14 protein-coding genes are annotated in these 19,260 nt (G+C 34.6%); 10 read left to right on the top strand and 4 right to left on the bottom strand.

All coding sequences use genetic code 11. The features are described 5' to 3' along the window. The first annotated feature begins 7 nt into the window (after positions 1-7). From HZY91_RS01015 to HZY91_RS01000, 4 genes are read left to right on the top strand one after another with little or no spacing between them, the layout of a single operon-like run. The gene (locus HZY91_RS01015; RefSeq protein WP_197113798.1) at positions 8-2,539 is read left to right on the top strand and encodes an exonuclease domain-containing protein; all 2,532 of its coding nucleotides are present in this window, start codon (positions 8-10) and stop codon (positions 2,537-2,539) included. A 30-nt stretch (positions 2,540-2,569) separates the two neighbouring features. After that, positions 2,570-3,046 carry a hypothetical protein gene (locus tag HZY91_RS01010; protein WP_197113797.1) on the top strand — a complete coding sequence of 159 codons (477 nt, stop codon included), beginning with the start codon at positions 2,570-2,572 and terminating at the stop codon, positions 3,044-3,046. Positions 3,047-3,063: 17 nt separating this feature from the next. Continuing rightward, positions 3,064-4,362 carry an asparagine--tRNA ligase gene (gene asnS, locus HZY91_RS01005; protein WP_197113796.1) on the top strand — a complete coding sequence of 433 codons (1,299 nt, stop codon included), beginning with the start codon at positions 3,064-3,066 and terminating at the stop codon, positions 4,360-4,362. Between the two features lie 23 nt (positions 4,363-4,385). Continuing rightward, positions 4,386-5,117 (top strand): DnaD domain-containing protein, encoded by a 732-nt coding sequence (locus tag HZY91_RS01000; protein WP_197113795.1) that lies wholly within the window; start codon positions 4,386-4,388, stop codon positions 5,115-5,117. A gap of 61 nt (positions 5,118-5,178) precedes the next feature. Here HZY91_RS01000 and HZY91_RS00995 read toward each other — a convergent pair whose 3' ends face one another. Both HZY91_RS00995 and recU read right to left on the bottom strand, forming a co-directional pair. Continuing rightward, entirely contained in the window at positions 5,179-7,686 is a 2,508-nt protein-coding gene (locus tag HZY91_RS00995) for a transglycosylase domain-containing protein (RefSeq protein WP_197114539.1), read from the bottom strand. 53 nt (positions 7,687-7,739) lie between these two features. Further along, positions 7,740-8,327 carry a Holliday junction resolvase RecU gene (gene recU, locus HZY91_RS00990; protein ID WP_197113786.1) on the bottom strand — a complete coding sequence of 196 codons (588 nt, stop codon included), beginning with the start codon at positions 8,325-8,327 and terminating at the stop codon, positions 7,740-7,742. A 219-nt stretch (positions 8,328-8,546) separates the two neighbouring features. Here recU and tig point away from each other — a divergent pair, with 219 nt between their 5' ends. The 6 genes from tig to rpoD all read left to right on the top strand — a co-directional run bounded on the left by tig (position 8,547) and on the right by rpoD (position 16,118). Then, complete coding sequence (gene tig / locus HZY91_RS00985) at positions 8,547-9,827, top strand: trigger factor (protein ID WP_197113783.1); 1,281 nt, start codon at positions 8,547-8,549, stop codon at positions 9,825-9,827. A gap of 131 nt (positions 9,828-9,958) precedes the next feature. Next, positions 9,959-11,200, top strand: a complete 1,242-nt coding sequence (clpX, locus tag HZY91_RS00980) for an ATP-dependent Clp protease ATP-binding subunit ClpX (protein WP_197113780.1) — start codon at positions 9,959-9,961, stop codon at positions 11,198-11,200. Positions 11,201-11,217: 17 nt separating this feature from the next. After that, positions 11,218-11,799, top strand: a complete 582-nt coding sequence (yihA, locus tag HZY91_RS00975; protein WP_197113777.1) for a ribosome biogenesis GTP-binding protein YihA/YsxC — start codon at positions 11,218-11,220, stop codon at positions 11,797-11,799. 20 nt (positions 11,800-11,819) lie between these two features. After that, on the top strand, positions 11,820-13,106 hold the full coding sequence (locus HZY91_RS00970; RefSeq protein ID WP_197113773.1) for an MFS transporter: 1,287 nt from the start codon (positions 11,820-11,822) through the stop codon (positions 13,104-13,106). Positions 13,107-13,118: 12 nt separating this feature from the next. Next, a complete protein-coding gene (gene dnaG, locus HZY91_RS00965; RefSeq protein WP_197113771.1) occupies positions 13,119-14,957 on the top strand; it encodes a DNA primase in 1,839 nt (612 codons plus the stop codon). A 12-nt stretch (positions 14,958-14,969) separates the two neighbouring features. Next, the gene (gene rpoD, locus HZY91_RS00960) at positions 14,970-16,118 is read left to right on the top strand and encodes an RNA polymerase sigma factor RpoD (RefSeq protein ID WP_197113769.1); all 1,149 of its coding nucleotides are present in this window, start codon (positions 14,970-14,972) and stop codon (positions 16,116-16,118) included. A gap of 52 nt (positions 16,119-16,170) precedes the next feature. Here rpoD and HZY91_RS00955 read toward each other — a convergent pair whose 3' ends face one another. Continuing rightward, positions 16,171-18,075 carry a LysM peptidoglycan-binding domain-containing protein gene (locus HZY91_RS00955; protein ID WP_197113767.1) on the bottom strand — a complete coding sequence of 635 codons (1,905 nt, stop codon included), beginning with the start codon at positions 18,073-18,075 and terminating at the stop codon, positions 16,171-16,173. A 370-nt stretch (positions 18,076-18,445) separates the two neighbouring features. Further along, positions 18,446-19,042, bottom strand: a complete 597-nt coding sequence (locus tag HZY91_RS00950) for a TetR/AcrR family transcriptional regulator (RefSeq protein ID WP_197113753.1) — start codon at positions 19,040-19,042, stop codon at positions 18,446-18,448. Positions 19,043-19,260 lie beyond the last annotated feature (218 nt).

Below are 19,260 nucleotides of genomic sequence, written 5' to 3'. Positions count from 1 at the left end.
GAATAGTATGAAATATGCAGTGGTAGATTTAGAATCAACCGGTCCTAATATTGGAGATGGTGACCGCATTGTTCAAATTGGTGCTGTTATCGTTGAAAATAATCATATTATTGCCCAACATGAAATGCTCATTAATCCTGAATGTCCGCTTCCTCCCCATATTCATAAATTGACTGGAATTGAGGAGCAAGAACTAAAAACAGCTCCTACTTTTTTATCAGTCGCAGGGCTTTGGTATGAAAGATTAAAAGACTGTATCTTTATAGCGCATAATCTAGCACATGATTTAAAATTTATGCAAGCTCATTTTGAAGAAGCAGGCTATAAATATAATCCTATGGCCATCGATACTGTTAGTTTAAGCAAATGCTTATTTCCACAATCACAAGGCTTCAACTTAATTGATTTAGGTAATTATTTAAATTTAGATTATAAAAATGCTCATCAGGCACTTGCGGATGCTAATGTCACGACCCAGTTATTGAACAAAATTGCTGAAAAAATAACGCAATTAAACCGAGAAACATTTAAAAAACTTGCAAAAATAGCCACTTATTTTACTCACCAAGAGGTCTTATTATTTGAAATCACTCAATCATTTTTAATCGAAGATTATTCTCAATCAACTAACGATCGGAGTCATGCCCTAACAGCTTGCAAAGATGTCAAAGTAATTAATTTCGAACTCATTCAACAAAAAAACTTAACCTTTTCCCATTTGATTATAGAAGGACATAAAAGACCAATTAGTCAGCTGTTCAAACATCAATTCTATCGCGAAATATTTACCCATCAACAAGAAGCCTGTTTGTCTTTTTCATCAACTAAATTATTGTATAAATGGTTAACTGAAATGAAAGATTTTCCGTTATCTGAGTTTCAAATTATCCTACCCAAAAAATATTATCTCAATTTAGCAGATTTTGATAATTATTGTCAAAAAATTGACTATCAGCAATTAAATCAACATGAATTGATCGTTCTTGGATCATGTTGGGTTTGGCTAAGTGAAACAGAATCAGGTATCCTTTCCGAATTAAATCATGAAATTAATATTCAAGAGCAAATAGACAAAATGTTAGAAGTGATTGATTATAGTTCGAAGCACTATTTTTATGAAAAAGCTCTTCAAGATATCAAACAAAATCACTTAATATTAACAATTAATCCTTTTTTATCTTATTTAAGTCGGTTAAGTCCTGATTCTGTTAGACCCTTTAATTTAAAGAAATATCATTTAATTGTAGATAATTTAAGTGAGTTAAATCGCCAAGAAAGTTTTCATAATCAAATTTTTACTAATTTAAGTCAGTCATTGGTCCAAATTCAACAGTTAATTGATTTTGATCATCAAAATATTCCTCAACAAAACCGAAATAACTCTATTTATCAACAGTTAGTTAGTTTCAGATCACTATTCAGAGAATTAATAGATAAAATTGAACAAAATTTTATTTCTCAATCTCCATGGACAGACCGTCAACAAAGAAAAGAATTTTACCTAAAAGATTCTTCCAAAATTTTATCCGAAGTTTTATCAATTATTGAAAAATTAATCAAAAATAACGGTTTAAATAATGCTATAATTGAGAAGTACTTTCCTAAAAATATGCAAGCTAAATTAATTCATCTTCAAAATAGTATAAAAAATTTGGAATATTTACTCATCGTCAGTCAAAAGAAAGATAGAGGGTATTATTCTGTAAAAATGGAACAATACCAGAATCATTTTTATCATATTCATCTCTTCTGGACTCCTATCCGCCATTCTAGTCAAATGTCTGAACTGTTTGATCATTTTAATAAAGTACTCTTATTTAGCCCTGGGGATACATTCTATAAACAAACGATTGGAAGCTATCATCAATTAGGCCTGCATTCCTTTAAATACTATCAATTGAATCAAGAAAAGGATCTATTACAAGTTCAAATTCCGGCTGCATACCTAGAAAGTAAAGATCAAATGATCGATTCTTTTGGCTTCCAAATAGAAAAGCTCGGAATATTACTTAATGAACAGTTCCCATTAACGAGTAAACTTAATTTGATTATCGTTAATAATCGTCAGCAAGCAATTGACTGTTATGCTAGTTTGAGACATTCGATAGACGCAGCAGATCAAATCCGAATTTTAAGTCAACATGTTTCGGGGAGTTTAAATAAAATAAAACGCTATGTCATTGAAGGCGATTCTTCGATTGTTATTATTCAATGGCAATCTCTTCTAAACCACAACTGGTATATTGAAGACTGTTCAACAAGCTTTTATTGGATGAATTTACCTTTCCAATCCTTGAAAAAATCCAGTATACAGGCACAAGCAGAAGTTTTAAAAATCAATGAGGATCAAATTTTTGACCAACTCCTTTTACCACATATGCTGAATGATTTAAGCGTTGGAATACAATATCTCAGGGATTATTTCAACATTCAGCAAGCCTTTCTAATGGATGATCGTGTTTTTACAAAATATTATTCAAAAGATATTCGTCAAAGACTTGATGAATCGATACAGTTTAATTTACAATATGATTTATGATTTAAGGAAATATAAAGGAGTGATGATCCCGTGAAACGCCGTACCGTTTCTATTCTAACCTTGATTCTATTGATCATCATGATTGCATTGTTATCAGTTTTTATGGGAAGCCAAGCAGATTTAAATAGAGCTGAAGAAGAATTGGTAGCCTTAGTGGAGTATGATTATCAGGTTAAGGCAATTAATGACTTTTATTGGACGACCACTGATCGCTCATACTTTAGTTTAGACTTTCAAGATGAGAAAGATCAACAAATATATGCAATTGTAGCTCGAGAGGGTGGAGATATTGAGTATTATCAAGGTGATGAGATAATTACTGAAATGGATGCTAAATCGATCACTGCCAGTGCGATAGAAAATCCAAATATTATTCAAACGCGCTTAGGTAAATATCAACAGAAGCCAATTTGGGAAATGACGATCAAAAATAGCAATCAAACCATCACCTATTATGTAATTGATGCAATAACAGGTGAATGGGTTCAAACAATTTCAAATATTTAGAGAGGAAGAACATAACAATGGAAATAATTAGTATGCGTCAAGCTGAGGATTTTTTAGATCAAGAAGTGATTGTAAAAGCGTGGATAACCAACAAGCGCTCTTCTGGTAAAATCGCCTTTTTACAATTGAGAGATGGACAAGTTTACTTTCAAGGGATTGTGCTAAAAAATGAAGTAGGTGAGGAGGTATTTGAACTCGTTAAAACGCTTGGGCAAGAATCAAGTGTAGAACTTCAAGGAATTGTTCAAGCAGACGATCGTTCAAATCTTGGTTATGAATTATTGATAAAATCAATCAAAATAATAGGTGAGAGCCATGAGTATCCAATCACACCTAAAGAACATGGGACAGACTTCTTAATGGATCATCGCCACTTATGGCTACGTTCTAGCAAGCAGCATGCTATTATGCAAGTGAGAAATGAAATTATTCGTGCAACTTATCAATTCTTTAATGACCGATCTTTTATAAAAATTGATCCTCCTATTTTAACAGGGTCAGCACCTGAAGGAACAACAGAATTATTCCATACTAAATATTTCGACGAGGATGCTTATCTTTCGCAGTCTGGACAATTATATATGGAAGCAGCCGCAATGGCTTTTGGAAATGTTTTCTCGTTTGGACCTACATTTAGAGCAGAAAAATCAAAAACACGTCGTCACTTGATTGAATTTTGGATGATGGAGCCTGAAATGGCCTACACTGATCATGAAGCTAGTCTAAAAGTTCAAGAAGAGTATGTTGCATTTCTTGTAAGATCAGTAATTGATAATTGTCGACTTGCTTTAGAAACACTAGAACGTGATATTAACCAATTAGAGAAATATTGCCAATTACCTTATCCAAGAATTGAATACACAGATGCTGTTAAATTACTTCAAGATAATGGGTTTGATGATATTGAATGGGGAGAAGATTTTGGTTCTCCGCATGAAACATTTATTGCTAATCAAAATGACCAACCCGTCTTTATCATTAATTGGCCTAAATCAATTAAACCTTTTTATATGAAGATTAATCCTGATAATCCTGAAACAGTTCTATGTGCGGATATGATTGCTCCTGAAGGCTATGGAGAAATCATAGGAGGATCTCAAAGAATTGATGACTATCAGACCTTGGCAGAAAATATTCATAAGTATGGATTAGATCCCGAAGTTTATGCTTGGTACTTAGATTTACGTCAATATGGAAGTGTGCCTCATTCTGGATTTGGTTTAGGACTTGAACGTGCGGTTGCATGGATTGCTGGTATTGAACATATCCGAGAAGCCTCACCATTCCCACGCTTGTTAAATCGTCTCTATCCATAAATTTCAACTAGAAGGGAGGACATATGGGAACGTCAATTTATGATTGGATGAAAACAGGTTATACGATCGTACCCAATGTATTTATCAAGCATTTCGCTAAACTAAAACTTAATTCAGATGAGTTTGTGGTGATTGTTTATTTATTACAACATCTCAATCAAAGTCAGCCTGTGTCTACAATCGTGAGCATCGCTGATCAACTTGGATGGGAAAGTGATCAGCTATATGCGACTTTAAATTCGTTAATGGATAAAAATTACTTAAACATAGAATTAGTCCCAAATAAAGAAGGCAAACAAACAGATCATTATACTTTAAGACCTTTATTTGAATCATTAGATGCAGATCTTAATAGTCAAAAAGAGAAAAGCCAGGAAGTTGTTTCGAAACCAACTATCTCTACCCACATAAGTCAAGAAAAGGAACTTAAACAGTTAATCTCTTTATTTGAAAAAGAATTTGGCAGAGTTCTCTCTAATCTAGAATTAGAGACCATTAACACATGGGTTCACCAAGATCACTATCCAATTGAATTGATTACTGCAGCACTAAAAGAAGCCATATTAAGGCAGGCCTATAATCTTAAATATATTGACCGTATTCTTTTAAACTGGCAAAATCAGAATATCAAAACAGTAGAAGAGGCTCAAATAGCGAGCCAAAACTTTCAAAAAAAACAAAATCAGCAATCCGATTCATCCCAATCCACCTTTCAAAAAATTGATATCCCCATTATTGATTGGGATAAACGTTAAAAGCAGACCTTCCATAAAGAAGGTCTGCTTTTTAATTAGATTCTTTATTTTTAAAAATTGATCATGGATTAGGATTATTAATTAAATTTTCTACACTAGTTTGTGGGATCGTTGATTCTATAGGATCTGTCGTTGAACTAGAATCCGGATCTTCTACTGAAGTTGTACTTGTTTCTTCAGTAGAAGTTGTAGAATCGAGACTAGTAGTATTAGGTTCATTTGCTTCAGTAGACAAATCAAAGGTAATAATCAATGTATCTGAAGATACAGAACCATCCACAATTTTTAAACCTAATTCGTAATAACCAGGTGCTGGTGCAGATACTCTATAAGAAGTATCTTTTCCTGAATAAATTAATGTTCCATTCAGAGTTAATTCAAAATGAGCAGTTGAATTATCAGGTAAAGCCTGCCAATTGCTCACAATTTCTTGGGTCACCTGATCATAACTAGCATCAAAGCCTTTCGGAGCTTCAATAGCACGGTAATTATCTGACACTTGTGCAGGTTGACTTCCTTTTATAAAGAGTTCTTTAGAACGTAAGTCTTTTGGTGTACTTGCACTAGGTTTCTTAATCGGATCTGTGTATTTTTCGATTTCAGCTTGTTCAACAGAGTCAGGCATTTTCCAATCAGTTTTAGGAACATCTTTCATCAGAAAGCTCATCATTTCATGATAAATCTCTTGTGGAATACGTGTTTCTTCTAATGAAAGATAATTTCCTGCTTCCAGAGGATTATCATAACCAACCCAACTCGTCACCGCAAATTGTGGACTAATTCCAGCATACCAACCATCTGGTGCAGCATAAGTCGAAGAATCTATTCCAAGCTGTGCTAATTGATCTTTTGTATAATTTGTTGTTCCTGTTTTTCCTGCATGGTGAAGACCATTAATATCCGCAGCTGCTGCAAAATCACCTGGAACTCCTTTTAATATATCTATCAACATATAGGCTGTAGAATCTTTCATTGCTTGACGTTCTTCAGCTTTAAACTCTTGAACCGTCCCCGCTTGAGTAACAACTTTATTGACTGTATACGGTTGCTGATAGACCCCGTAATTAGCAATCGTTGCATAGGCTGCTGAAAGTTGAATTGGAGTCATTTCGCCCCCAATAGCATTTGATTCAACTAATTCTCTTTGGTCATTATTCATCAGATTGATATCCATCTTTTGTAAGAAAGAATAAGCTTTATCTAAACCAACTTTTTGTAACATTTTTAAAGCAGGAATATTTCGGGAACCTGATAATGCCTCACGTATTGTCTGTTTACCTTTATAATCAAAATCATAATTATAGATTTCATCACCATTTGTATATTGATATTCTTCATCGACAACTAACTGTCCAGTAGAATAGTTTAAATATTCGATGGCAGGGCCATAAGCACTAAGTGGCTTAATGGTCGATCCTACACTTCGATTCAGGGTGGATGCTCGGTTAAGTCCCATCGCAACTTCTTGATTACGCCCTCCCAGTAGGGCATAGAGTTGTCCGGTATCAACATCAATGATTGAAACTGCTGTTTGCATTGTATCGTTAGGGAAAATTTGACCATGTTTGTTATGGACTGTTTCATAAAGATGCTTTTGAGCATTCATATCAATATTCGTATAGACCTCTAGACCATCCGTAAAAATATTAAGATTCATTTTATCTTGTACTTCTTGCGCTACATTATCTAAGTAGGCATCAATGATTAAATCGGTTTCTGAAACTGTGTCTTCATTTAAGGGTTGTAACATATCTGCTATGGGGGTGTTCACAGCAGACTCATATTCTTCTTCATTAATCATCTTACGGTTTAGCATCACGTCTAAGACTAAATCTCGTCTTTCCTTAGCATTTTCTGGAAAAGCATATGGATCATTTTGAGAAGGAGCTTGAGGAAGTCCAGCTAATAAGGCAGCTTCCGCCAAATTAATTTCATTTAGTTCTTTACCAAAGAAAGTCTTAGCAGCTGTTTTTGCACCGTATACATTATTTGAATAAAAAAGTTTGTTCAGATACAACGCTAAAATTTCATCTTTATCATACTCCTGTTCAATACCGAGAGAAAGCCAAGCCTCTTGAGCTTTTCTTTCTAATGTTTGATCTTCAAAATCAGTTGAGAACACCGATAACTTTACCAATTGTTGTGTAATGGTAGAGCCACCTTGTTGAATATTCCCAGCCTGCAAGTTTGCAAAAGCGGCTCCTAAGATTCGGATGGGATCCACACCATTATGCTTAAAAAATCTCGCATCTTCTATTGCTAAAACTGCATCAGAAAGAAGAGAAGGGATCTCCTCTGCAGACATTAAATCACGATTTTGTCCACCTAGAGATTTAATCAGTTGACCTTCACGATCAAATATTTTTGAAGAAACCTGTCCTCGAAGATCCTCTTTACTAATTTCTGGAGCTGACATCGCATAATATGTAAATAATCCGCCTCCAGCTAGCAATAGTAAGGTACCCAATCCAATCATGAAAATGATGATTCGTTTAATCCAACGCTTTTTATTTGGTTTCTGACTTCGTTTTTTATACTGATTTCTTTCAACTCGACTTCCTGTTACCATCGTCAAAATCCTCTCCTAAGTTACTCATACTAAATCCTTATTAGTTTTACCCACTATTGTTGATCTAAGAACTTATCCAGAGCTTGTATATAATCAATAGGTGGGAAAATTCCTTGCGAACATACAAAAGCATTTTGTTCAATAAATTCATAAGGAATACTTTGTTTTTGGAAATGATCCAAATAATATTGCAAAAGCTTAAAAGGCAATAAATAAACAGTTTGATTACTTCGAAACGAAATTAAAAGAAAAACGACTCCCCCGTGTTGATAACAATCATGCATATGCTTTAGTTGGTGATCATGTAAGTTCGATAAGGGAAAAGAAGTTTTATTTTTTGTTTCTTTTGTTTCAAAGTCAATATATAAGCCTTTGTAAATGCCATTATAATCAGTAGTCGAAGCATTACGATAGTAAGCCTCTGTAATTTTTGCAGCAGATCTTTTCGGATAATCTACTTTAACGACTTGAATGGGTGTAGGCTTTTTGTGAATAACAGCAATTTGATGCTTAAGATAATATAAATTACTTTGATTAATTTTGTCTTCAAAAGACATCCCTCGACTACTATAATTTGTTGCAGAAGAGTAGGGATTCCTTCGTTTTTTATGGGGGCCTTGCCCAGCTGGATAATTAATCATCGGTTCACCCCTTTGAGTATTTTACATTATACCTAAGAAATGTAAAATAAAACAGTTAAAATGTTTTTAAGCCTCTTAATACTAGTCTTAATTTAGCAAATCCTCATGAATATTATAAGAATTTATTTAGAAGAATGAAAATAGGTTTACAAACACCAATTATTTAGCTAAAATGAATAGGTATGTAAATTATATACTAGTCTTGGAGGAAAGATTTTTATGACAACAAAATTTGAAAAAACTTCAACTAACGAAGGAATCTTAACTTTTGAAATTCCAGTTGAAGATGTGAATAAAGGACTGGATACAGCCTATAAAAAAGTACGTAAAAATATCTCTGTCCCTGGTTTCCGTAAAGGAAAAGTGCCTCGTCAAATCTTCAATAATGTATATGGAGAAGCTTCGCTATATGAGGAAGTTTTAAACATATTATTACCAGATGCTTATCAAAAAGCAGTAGAATCTGAAGATTTAGATGTAGTGACTCAACCTGAAATTGATATTGTTTCAATGGAAAAAGGGCAGCCATGGGTATTGACAGCTAAAGTTGTTCTTAAACCAGAAGTTAAACTTGGAGAATATAAAGGTTTGACGGTTGAAAAGCAAGACCGTGAAGTTAAAGAAGAAGAAATCAATGAAAGAATTGAAATGACTCGTCAACAACTTGCTGAATTAGTCGTAAAAGAGGACCCAGCTGTTGAAGGTGATACTGTTATTATTGATTATGAAGGATTCAAAGATGGGGAACCTTTCGAAGGTGGAAAAGGAGAAAATCATTCACTGGAATTAGGCTCAGGCTCTTTTATACCAGGATTTGAAGAACAACTTATTGGTGCCAAACCTGGAGATGACCTAGAAGTAAATGTAACCTTCCCTGAAGAATATCACGCAGAAGATTTAGCTGGAGCAGACGCGACTTTCAAAGTTCATGTTCATGAAGTGAAAGCTAAGGAATTACCAGAATTAGACGATGAATTTGCTAAAGATGCCGATGAAGAAGTAGAATCTTTTGAAGAATATCAAAACAAAATTAAAGTTCAATTAACAGAAGAAAAAGAATCACAAGCCAAAGAGATGGTAGAAGATCTAGCGCTTCGTCAAGCAGTAGATAACGCTGAAGTGGTAGAGTTACCAGACGAAATGGTTCAAGATGAAATCAAACGCCAAATGGATCACTTCTTAAATAATTTAAAACGTCAAGGTATCAATGAAGACCTTTACTACCAAATTTCTGGTACAAGTCGCGAAGATTTACAAAATCAATTCTCTGAGGAAGCAGAACTTCGTACAAAGACTAATTTAGTATTAGAAGCGATTGTTGAAGCAGAACAAATTGATGTAAATGAAGAGGAAATTAAACAAGAAGTAGAAACTCTTGCTGGTCAATACGGAATGAAATCGGACCAGGTTCGTCAATATGTAACAGAAGAAATGCTAAAATCTGATATTCGCTTGAAGAAAGCAATGAGCTTAATTGTTGACTCAGTTGAAGAAAAATAAGATAATTAATTCAGAAGATTAAATGATATATAAAAGAGGGATTGCAATAGTCGAACGGTATGTGAGTCGTATTGCATCCCTTTTTAGTATTATCCATTTCTAGATAACTCTCTAGAATAGAAGGAGGTATTATGGCAAAAACAACTAAGATGAATGACTATTTTTGCTCATTTTGTGGTAAATCGCAAGATGAAGTCAATAAAATTATAGCTGGACCGGATGTCTATATATGTGATGAATGTGTTGATCTATGCAAATCGATTATTGAAGAAGAGAAACGATTCGAGTCCCAGCAAGGACCTATTAAAGTGCTACGTCCACAAGAAATAGCTGATCAATTAAACCAATATGTTATTGGGCAAGAAGAAGCTAAAAGGGCACTTTCGGTTGCAGTATACAATCATTATAAGCGAATTAATTTTGAAACTGATCAAGAAGATGATGTTGAATTACAAAAATCAAATATTTGTATTATCGGTCCTACGGGTTCAGGTAAGACCTATTTAGCGCAAAGTCTAGCAAGAATTATTAATGTTCCTTTCGCAATAGCGGATGCTACCACCTTAACAGAGGCTGGATATGTAGGGGAGGATGTAGAGAACATTCTCTTAAAGCTTGTTCAAGCAGCTGATTATGACATTGATCGAGCAGAAAAGGGCATCATTTATATTGATGAAATAGATAAAATATCAAGAAAATCAGAAAATACATCCATTACACGTGATGTATCCGGTGAAGGCGTCCAACAAGCCCTTCTAAAAATTCTAGAAGGGACAGAAGCCAATATTCCTCCAAAAGGAGGGCGCAAACATCCTAACCAAGAATTTATTAAAATGGATACGAGTCAAATATTATTTATTGTAGGCGGTGCATTTGACGGGATTGAAACCATTATTAAGGAAAGGTTAGGAGCGAAAGTAATTGGTTTCGGAGCTGATTCGCATAACCATTATCAAAAAGACAACATTATGCAACTAGCTACACCTGAAGACCTATTAAAATTTGGTCTAATCCCTGAATTTATTGGACGTTTACCTGTATTAACTGTTCTCAATCAATTGACAGAATCAGATTTGATTCGCATTTTAACAGAACCTAAAAATGCTCTGGTTAAACAATATCAACGTTTATTAGACATGGAAGAGGTTGACCTTGAATTTGAAGAAGAAGCGTTACACTCGATTGCTCACAAGGCCTTAGAACGAGAAATAGGAGCCCGAGGGCTTCGTTCAATTTTAGAGAGTGTTATGCTTGATATTATGTTTGAAGTCCCACAAAGGGAAGATATTAAACGAATTATCATAACGAATGATTTAGTCGAAGGTACAGGAGAAGCACTTTATTATGATGAAGAGAATTTAAAAATTTCATAATAAGACAGGAGATCAATATGCAGATTAAACATGCTAACTTAGTGATTTCTGCTGTTAATCCTGAACAGTATCCCCAGGATTCTATACCAGAAATCGCTTTAGCTGGCCGCTCGAATGTTGGAAAGTCAAGTTTTATTAATAAAATGATTCAACGTAAAACACTCGCAAGAACTTCTAGCCAACCAGGCAAAACGCAGACACTCAACTTTTATAATATTGATAACCGTTTTCGCTTTGTTGATGTGCCAGGCTATGGCTATGCTAGAGTCTCTAAAAGGGACCGTGAAAAGTGGAATAAAATGAATGCCACCTATTTACAGAAACGAAATAATATTGAGCTATTATTATTGTTAATGGATATTCGTCATGAACCAACTCAATTGGACAAAGAAATGTACCTTTTTGCTGAAGACTTAGATTTACCTTTTGCAATTTGTCTGACAAAATTAGATAAGATCAAAAAAAGTCAATTAAATAAACACTTATCCTTCTATACAAAAGCGCTAGAACTTCCAAGCACTGATGCCTTATTTCCTGTTTCTGCTGAAACAGGAGAAGGCTGTGAGGAAATATGGGAAATCATTAATTCTATTGTTTAAATGTAGAATAGGAGCAAAATATGATCAATAAAATTAAGTCGACCTATAGCCGGGATGAATTTTCTTGGATTCTCCAAGACTGGGCCAATTCTGCATATTCTTTGATGATTACAACAGCCGTTTTTCCAATTCTATACAAGGAAATAGCAAATAAAGCTGAAATGACAGATGCTAATTCAACAGCTTATTTGGGTTACGTCAATGCGGCTGTAACGATAGCTGTCGCTCTAATGGCACCATTATTAGGAAGTCTAGCGGATTTCCCTGGCCTAAGAAAAAAGATGTTTACCATTGCGACCATGGCGGGCGTTCTTTCTGTCTTGTCGATGGCCTTTATTAGTTATTCTTGGCAATTATTACTTGCTTTATACTTAATTTCGGCCATAGGCTTCGGAGCCGCTAATATTTTTTATGATGCTTCTCTAATGGATGTTACTTCAAAAGAGCGTTTCGATTTAGTTTCATCTGCAGGCTTTGGCTTTGGCTATATTGGGAGTGTCATTCCTTTCTTAATCTTTATGATCTTTCAATTTGGAAAACTACTTCCCACTGATTTGAATATAAAATTAGCCTTTATCCTCACAGCAATTTGGTGGTTTGTATTTACGATTCCTTATTGGAGAAATGTCAAACAATCTAGCTTTCAAAAAGGAATGAACAATGAAAAGCAGGGCGATATCATCCGATCTAGTTGGCAATCAGTTAAAGTGACGATACAGGAGATCCGAAAATATCATCTGGTTCTTATCTTCCTATTAGCCTATTTCTTTTATATCGATGGCGTTGGCACCATTATAAAAATGGCTACGTCTGTTGGAACAGATCTGGGCTTAAGTCCTACCGAATTAATCATCATGCTCCTAATTGTTCAGGTTGTGGCTTTTCCCTGTACACTTTTATATGGCGTATTAGCTAAACGTTATTCAGCTAGTAAGATGCTATTTGTTGGGATTTTTACTTATATTATAATTTGCGTAATGGCTTTACGACTATCAACTTTTAAAGATTTTATTATGCTAGCCATTCTAGTTGGAACCGCTCAAGGTGGAATTCAATCGCTTAGTCGATCTTACTTTGCTAATTTAATACCCGATCAGAAAAGCAACCAATTTTTCGGTTTTTATAATATTTTTGGGAAGTTTTCTTCCGTACTAGGAACTACCACCTTGGCAATTGTCTCCCAGTTAACAGGCGATTCACTCAAAGGATTATTTGCTATTATCGGGCAATTTATCTTAGGGGCTGGCTTGCTTTGGATGGTACAAAGTAAACGAACAAAATCAAAAAACAATCCAGTGTCCAGGTAAGGAAGTGGCATCATGAGTCGAATCCCAAACGAGCTTATTGACGAAATTAGAAATAAAGTAAATATCGTAGATGTCATTAGCCAATATGTTAATTTAGATAAGAGGGGACAAGGCTATACAGCCTCTTGTCCTTTTCATGAAGACCGTAACCCTTCTTTTTCAATCCATACGGGTAAACAAATTTATAAATGCTTTTCGTGTGGGCGCGGAGGAAATGTTTTTAGTTTTATCCAAGAAATAGAAGGAATTTCTTTTGTTGAAGCAGTCAAAAAAGTAGCAGAATTTGCTAATATTTCAATCGATAGCCAGTATTTTAGTCAAACTTACGAATCACAACTAACTCCTAAGCAAAAATCTTTATATTTAATCCATGAAAAGGTTGCAGAATTCTATCATTATTATTTAACTGCCACCAAAAATGGTCAACAAGCTTATGATTATCTTAGAAATCGGCGCCTTTCTGAAAACACTATCAAGGCATTTGGTTTAGGTTTAGCCCCAGCAAATTCTAAACTTTTATTAAGTTTTTTAGAATCAGAATCCTTTAGTCAAGATGACCTACTGGCTTCAGGTGTTTTTTATTTAGATGAAAAACAGGAGCTTTTAGTCGATCGTTTTCGTGATCGTTTAATTTTTCCATTGAGATCGAGTACCGGCAGCGTCTTAGGTTTTTCTGGTCGAATTTATCTTGAAGGTGACCAGCGTAAAGCTAAATATGTCAATTCACCAGAAACTGAAATATTCCACAAAAGTCGCTTATTATATAATATAGATTTAGCTCGACCACATATTCGTAAGCTTAATCAAGCTCTAGTATGCGAAGGCTTTATGGATGTTATTGCTTTGCATGATGCTGGATATCAACATGCGGCTGCCACGATGGGAACGAGTCTCACCAAAGAGCATCTTGATTATTTGACTAAACTATCTAATGAAATTATCTTTGTGTTTGATGGCGATCATGCGGGACAAAAGGCTACTGACTCAGCCTTTCGTTTAGCAGAGCCTTTTCAACACACTCAATTTAAATCTATTACCATCCCCCAAGCGATGGACCCTGATGAATGGATAGCATTTAAAGGGAAAGAATCTTTTCAACAGCTAATTAATCAAGCGGTACCAGCTTATACTTTTAGGAAAAATTTTATTAAGCAACAGTATAATTTAAAAGATAAGCAAGAACTAGCAAGTTATATTGAAGAACTGCTTAAATTAATTAGCAAGATTCAATCTTCTATTGAACAAGAATTATATTTAGCGGAACTCTCTCAAGAATATCAAATTGATGAGCAAATCTTAAAAGAACAATTGACACGAATTAAAGCAAGAGAAAAAAATTATGCGAAACCTCAAGCTGTTACGAATGATCTATCAGTAGAGCACACTTTATCTGAAGAAAGTTCCTTATCCATTACATCTCAAAAAGCCTATCAAAGCGAAAAGCTCTGGTTAGGACAACTCATATTTTACCCACAAGCTTGGCATTATGTTGAAAATATGCAAGAAATGCCGATTCTCTACCATCAATTTGCTCAAAAAGCTTTTATGGAACTTTTCGAATATTATTATGCAGGAAATCAATTGCCATTAACGGGAATTGTTGGTAATATAAAAGATACGCAATTAAACAGTTATTTGTCGGGACTCATGTGGGAATTTGAAGATCTTGGTTATCATGACCAAATTATGGAAGACTGTTTAGCCGCAATTAATGAAGCATTTATCCTTGAAGAAATCAGTGAATTAAAACAACAAATGAGAACCTTTATCTTAGAACATGACCAAGAAAAAATAGCCATGATCGTTAATAAAATTATTGTACTTGAACGTCAATTGAAATTAAAACAATAGGGGGCCTTTCAAATGACAGAAAAAAAAGACCGAACAAAGCTTAAAGATGAGAACAAAGAACTACGCCTCTCACTAGAAGCTGCAACACAAGAGCTAATCACTGAAAAAAAATTAGTTGGACAAATTCATTATGATCTTTTAACAGACAAAATAGCGGTCCCTTATGGACTGGATGCCGATGGAATTGATAAATTAATTCAAAAAATTGAAGACCAAGGCATCTCTGTAGTAGGGGATGATGGTGGACCTACTAAGCAACAAATGGTCCGTGCAGAAGATATTCCAGTTGAAGAAATTTTAACAGCTTCACAAAAGGCAGCGGCCTCAAAAATTAAGGTAGCCGATCCTGTCAGAATGTACCTAAAAGAAATTGGACGTGTCGACTTATTAACGGCAGAGGAAGAAGTTAATCTAGCCGTTCGAATTATTGAAGGAGATGAGATTGCTAAACAAGAATTAGCTGAGGCTAACTTACGTTTAGTCGTTTCAATTGCTAAAAGATATGTAGGGAGAGGAATGCAATTTCTGGACCTTATCCAAGAAGGAAATATGGGATTAATGAAAGCTGTTGAAAAATTTGACCATACCAAAGGATTTAAATTTTCAACTTATGCGACTTGGTGGATTCGTCAGGCGATTACAAGAGCCATTGCAGACCAAGCCCGCACCATTCGTATTCCTGTCCATATGGTTGAAACAATCAATAAATTAGTCAGAGTTCAGCGTCAACTATTACAAGACTTAGGTCGCGAACCAACTCCTGAAGAAATTGGGGCAGAAATGGATCTCCCAACAGAAAAAGTTCGCGATATCCTAAAAATTGCCCAAGAACCTGTTTCGTTAGAAACACCAATTGGTGAAGAAGATGATTCTCATCTAGGCGATTTTATTGAAGATGATGGAGCATTAAGTCCCGAAGACTATACATCTTCAGCCTTATTACGTGAACAATTAGAAGATGTACTGGATACATTAACAGACCGGGAAGAGAATGTGCTTCGACTTAGATTTGGTCTCGACGATGGAAATATTCGAACCTTAGAACAAGTGGGAAAAGTATTTGGAGTCACTCGCGAACGTATTCGTCAAATTGAAGCAAAAGCACTTCGAAAATTAAGACATCCAAGTCGATCTAAACAATTAAAAGATTTTTTGGAATAAAGCAAAAAACAAAGACGCCCAGTACACATCTAGTGCTAGGCGTCTTTACTCATTAAGCTTTCAACATTTGGTAACGAACGCGATAACCGTCTCTCGTCCAATCTACAAACCAATTTTCATGAATCGATGGATTAAAATATTTTTTTGCTTGTTTTATTGCTTCATCTAAGCTCAAATAGTAGTTTTTCTGTATATCCATTTCTGGATTTTTTTCTTTCTCTTTATTGTCTTCATTTGCATTTGTATGGAATTTTTTGACTAAAAGTTTTTGATTCGGATGGATGAGATCACTGCTTAGATTGTTCAAGCGTTTTAATTCAGACACAGTGGTATTGAATTTACGTGCAATGATACCTAAGCTTTCTCCAGCTCGAACAATGTAATAATTGTCTTGTGGCTTGGGCTTTGTGGTTTCTTCTTGTCCTGGTGTTTCTTGATTATCACTTGGTGAAGGTATTTTTAAAGTCTGATTCGGATGGATGAGATCACTGCTTAGATTGTTCAAGCGTTTTAATTCAGACACAGTGGTATTGAATTTACGTGCAATGATACCTAAGCTTTCTCCAGCTCGAACAATGTAATAATTATCCTGGGGCTTGGGATTTGTGGTTTCTTCTTGTCCTGGTGTTTCTTGATTATCACTTGGTGAAGGTATTTTTAAAGTCTGATTCGGATGAATGAGATCACTACTTAGATTGTTCAAGCGTTTTAATTCGGACACAGTGGTATTGAATTTACGTGCAATGATACCTAAGCTTTCTCCAGCTCGAACAATGTAATAATTATCCTGGGGCTTGGGATTTGTGGTTTCTTCTTGTCCTGGTGTTTCTTGATTATCACTTGGTGAAGGTATTTTTAAAGTCTGATTCGGATGAATGAGATCACTACTTAGATTGTTCAAGCGTTTTAATTCGGACACAGTGGTATTGAATTTACGTGCAATGATACCTAAGCTTTCTCCAGCTCGAACAATGTAATAATTATCCTGGGGCTTGGGATTTGTGGTTTCTTCTTGTCCTGGTGTTTCTTGATTATCACTTGGTGAAGGTATTTTTAAAGTCTGATTCGGATGGATGAGATCACTGCTTAGATTGTTCAAGCGTTTTAATTCGGACACAGTGGTATTGAATTTACGTGCAATGATACCTAAGCTTTCTCCAGCTCGAACAATGTAATAATTATCCTGGGGCTTGGGATTTGTGGTTTCTTCTTGTCTTGGTGTTTCTTTATTATCACTTGGTGAAGGTATTTTTAAAGTCTGATTCGGATGAATGAGATCACTACTTAGATTGTTCAAGCGTTTTAATTCGGATACAGTAGTGTTGAACTTACGTGCGATGATACCTAAGCTTTCTCCGGCCTTTACTGTATAATCATCATGACGACTGTCATCTTCGGTCGGTGAGGGAAGGGGAGCCTCTGCACTTTCTGGGTCAACTGTTTCAGGAATCCGTATAATTTGACCCGGATGTATTAAGTCATTAGCTAAGCCATTTAGTCGCATTAATTCCATTATAGTCGTATGATATTTTCGCGAAATAATCCCTAAACTTTCACCAGCTTTCACGACATGTGAGTGATAATTTTTTAAAGATGCTACTTGGTTATACGCTTCGTTTATATTTCTTTGAGAGGAAGCATCAGATTCTAATTTTTCTGTTTCATCTAAAACATTTTCTGACGTTTCAGGAATATTTCCCTCAACCTCAATTTCAGTCAATGATTGATTGTTGGAAGGGATGATCAACTCTTGATTTAGAAAAACAGTAGACGAGGTTAAAAAATTTGAATTTTTTAGTTCTTCGATGGACACACCATAGCGTTGCGAGATATTGTATAGGGTATCTCCCTCTTTAACATGATAAAGAGTTTGGGCCTCAACCAATTTGTGATTTAGCATCATTGAAGCAGTTGCAACTAAAGGGATGATTACTTGTTTCATAGATAATTTTTTCATAGAATTCTTCCTCTCTTTTATTTCTTATTTTTCATTACTTAAATCTTACAACTATTACATTTATATTACAATAACAAAACAATGAATATTTTGTGAATTCTTTTCATCATTGTTTATACCGATAAGAATGCAAACTATCAGTGTTATTTCGATTAATATCTTTGTAACAAAAAAGAGAGAGTAACAAAATAAAAAAAGCCCTTTTTAGGACTTTTATATCACAAATCAGCTTTTAAACACTTAGAAAAGCAATTCAACTATCTTTAGCATCATTATAAAATTTTAGAAATTAACTTTGAGAGGGCCATAAGAATTCTTCAATTTCATGGCTATTTTTTAAAATATTTATATGAAATACTTAACTCATTTGTTAATGCTGGGATAAATCCAATATAAAATCAAAAGTTCCTTTCGGTGCTTTAAATAAGAGTTCAAGATGATAAATAAATGATTCCATTCTTCTCTTTTGATTAGTTTGTGACGAACCTAGAGCATGGTTATCAATCACACCATTTACATATGCTACTATTAATTCACAGGCTTCATATGGATAGGGTGTTTCCATCATACCTAACTCAATACCATCTTGAATCACCCTTAATAAAATAGAAGGTAATTCTGACAGAATAGAATGACTAATTTTTTCATGCATTAAAGCGTTTTGAGGCTGATGAATATAATCAAAAAGCTGATTATCTTGAGCATTAAGACTAGCTATCACCTGAGCTAACCTCTGAGTAACCGGTATAGAAGAGTCTTGTGCAATTTGACGAGCTCGATCAAAACTTTTCTGACAAAATTGCTCAATAATCGAATCTAAAATATCTTCCTTTGATTTGAAATGATGGTATAGGGTCCCTCGTGCAATTCCAACTTCTTTTACAATATCATTGGTTGAAACGGTATCATATCCTTTTTTTTCAAACAATTCAAACGCAATGTCTAATATTTCTTGTTTGCGACTCATGTTATCCCTCCATTAAAAAAACCGACAAGTTGTCAATGTTTTATATTACCATCAAAACTTCCTAATAGTCAATCTTTTCTATCCAACCTTCGTTGTTATTAAAGACTAATCCTATAGTTATCATGAGAAAAAATTATTCTATTCGTTAAGAAGTTCGAATTTTATAAAGAGTGTCATTTAAATTTTTAGACTATCAATTCCAAATATTCACACATTGA

Origin of the sequence: Facklamia lactis, from assembly GCF_015863205.1 — a bacterium.
Taxonomy (GTDB): Bacteria; Bacillota; Bacilli; order Lactobacillales; family Aerococcaceae; genus Facklamia; species Facklamia lactis.
The sequence above is the reverse complement of the archived record's forward strand: the minus strand, read 5'-3'. Positions and strand labels throughout refer to the sequence as shown.

Coding starts and splice junctions, on each gene's coding strand:
- HZY91_RS00950 (WP_197113753.1), bottom strand. CDS start 19,042: ATGAGTCGCAAACAAGAAATATTAGACATTGCGTTTGAATTGTTTGAA.
- HZY91_RS01000 (WP_197113795.1), top strand. CDS start 4,386: ATGGGAACGTCAATTTATGATTGGATGAAAACAGGTTATACGATCGTA.
- HZY91_RS00955 (WP_197113767.1), bottom strand. CDS start 18,075: ATGAAAAAATTATCTATGAAACAAGTAATCATCCCTTTAGTTGCAACT.
- asnS (WP_197113796.1), top strand. CDS start 3,064: ATGGAAATAATTAGTATGCGTCAAGCTGAGGATTTTTTAGATCAAGAA.
- rpoD (WP_197113769.1), top strand. CDS start 14,970: ATGACAGAAAAAAAAGACCGAACAAAGCTTAAAGATGAGAACAAAGAA.
- HZY91_RS01015 (WP_197113798.1), top strand. CDS start 8: ATGAAATATGCAGTGGTAGATTTAGAATCAACCGGTCCTAATATTGGA.
- yihA (WP_197113777.1), top strand. CDS start 11,218: ATGCAGATTAAACATGCTAACTTAGTGATTTCTGCTGTTAATCCTGAA.
- HZY91_RS00970 (WP_197113773.1), top strand. CDS start 11,820: ATGATCAATAAAATTAAGTCGACCTATAGCCGGGATGAATTTTCTTGG.
- clpX (WP_197113780.1), top strand. CDS start 9,959: ATGGCAAAAACAACTAAGATGAATGACTATTTTTGCTCATTTTGTGGT.
- HZY91_RS00995 (WP_197114539.1), bottom strand. CDS start 7,686: ATGGTAACAGGAAGTCGAGTTGAAAGAAATCAGTATAAAAAACGAAGT.
- recU (WP_197113786.1), bottom strand. CDS start 8,327: ATGATTAATTATCCAGCTGGGCAAGGCCCCCATAAAAAACGAAGGAAT.
- dnaG (WP_197113771.1), top strand. CDS start 13,119: ATGAGTCGAATCCCAAACGAGCTTATTGACGAAATTAGAAATAAAGTA.
- tig (WP_197113783.1), top strand. CDS start 8,547: ATGACAACAAAATTTGAAAAAACTTCAACTAACGAAGGAATCTTAACT.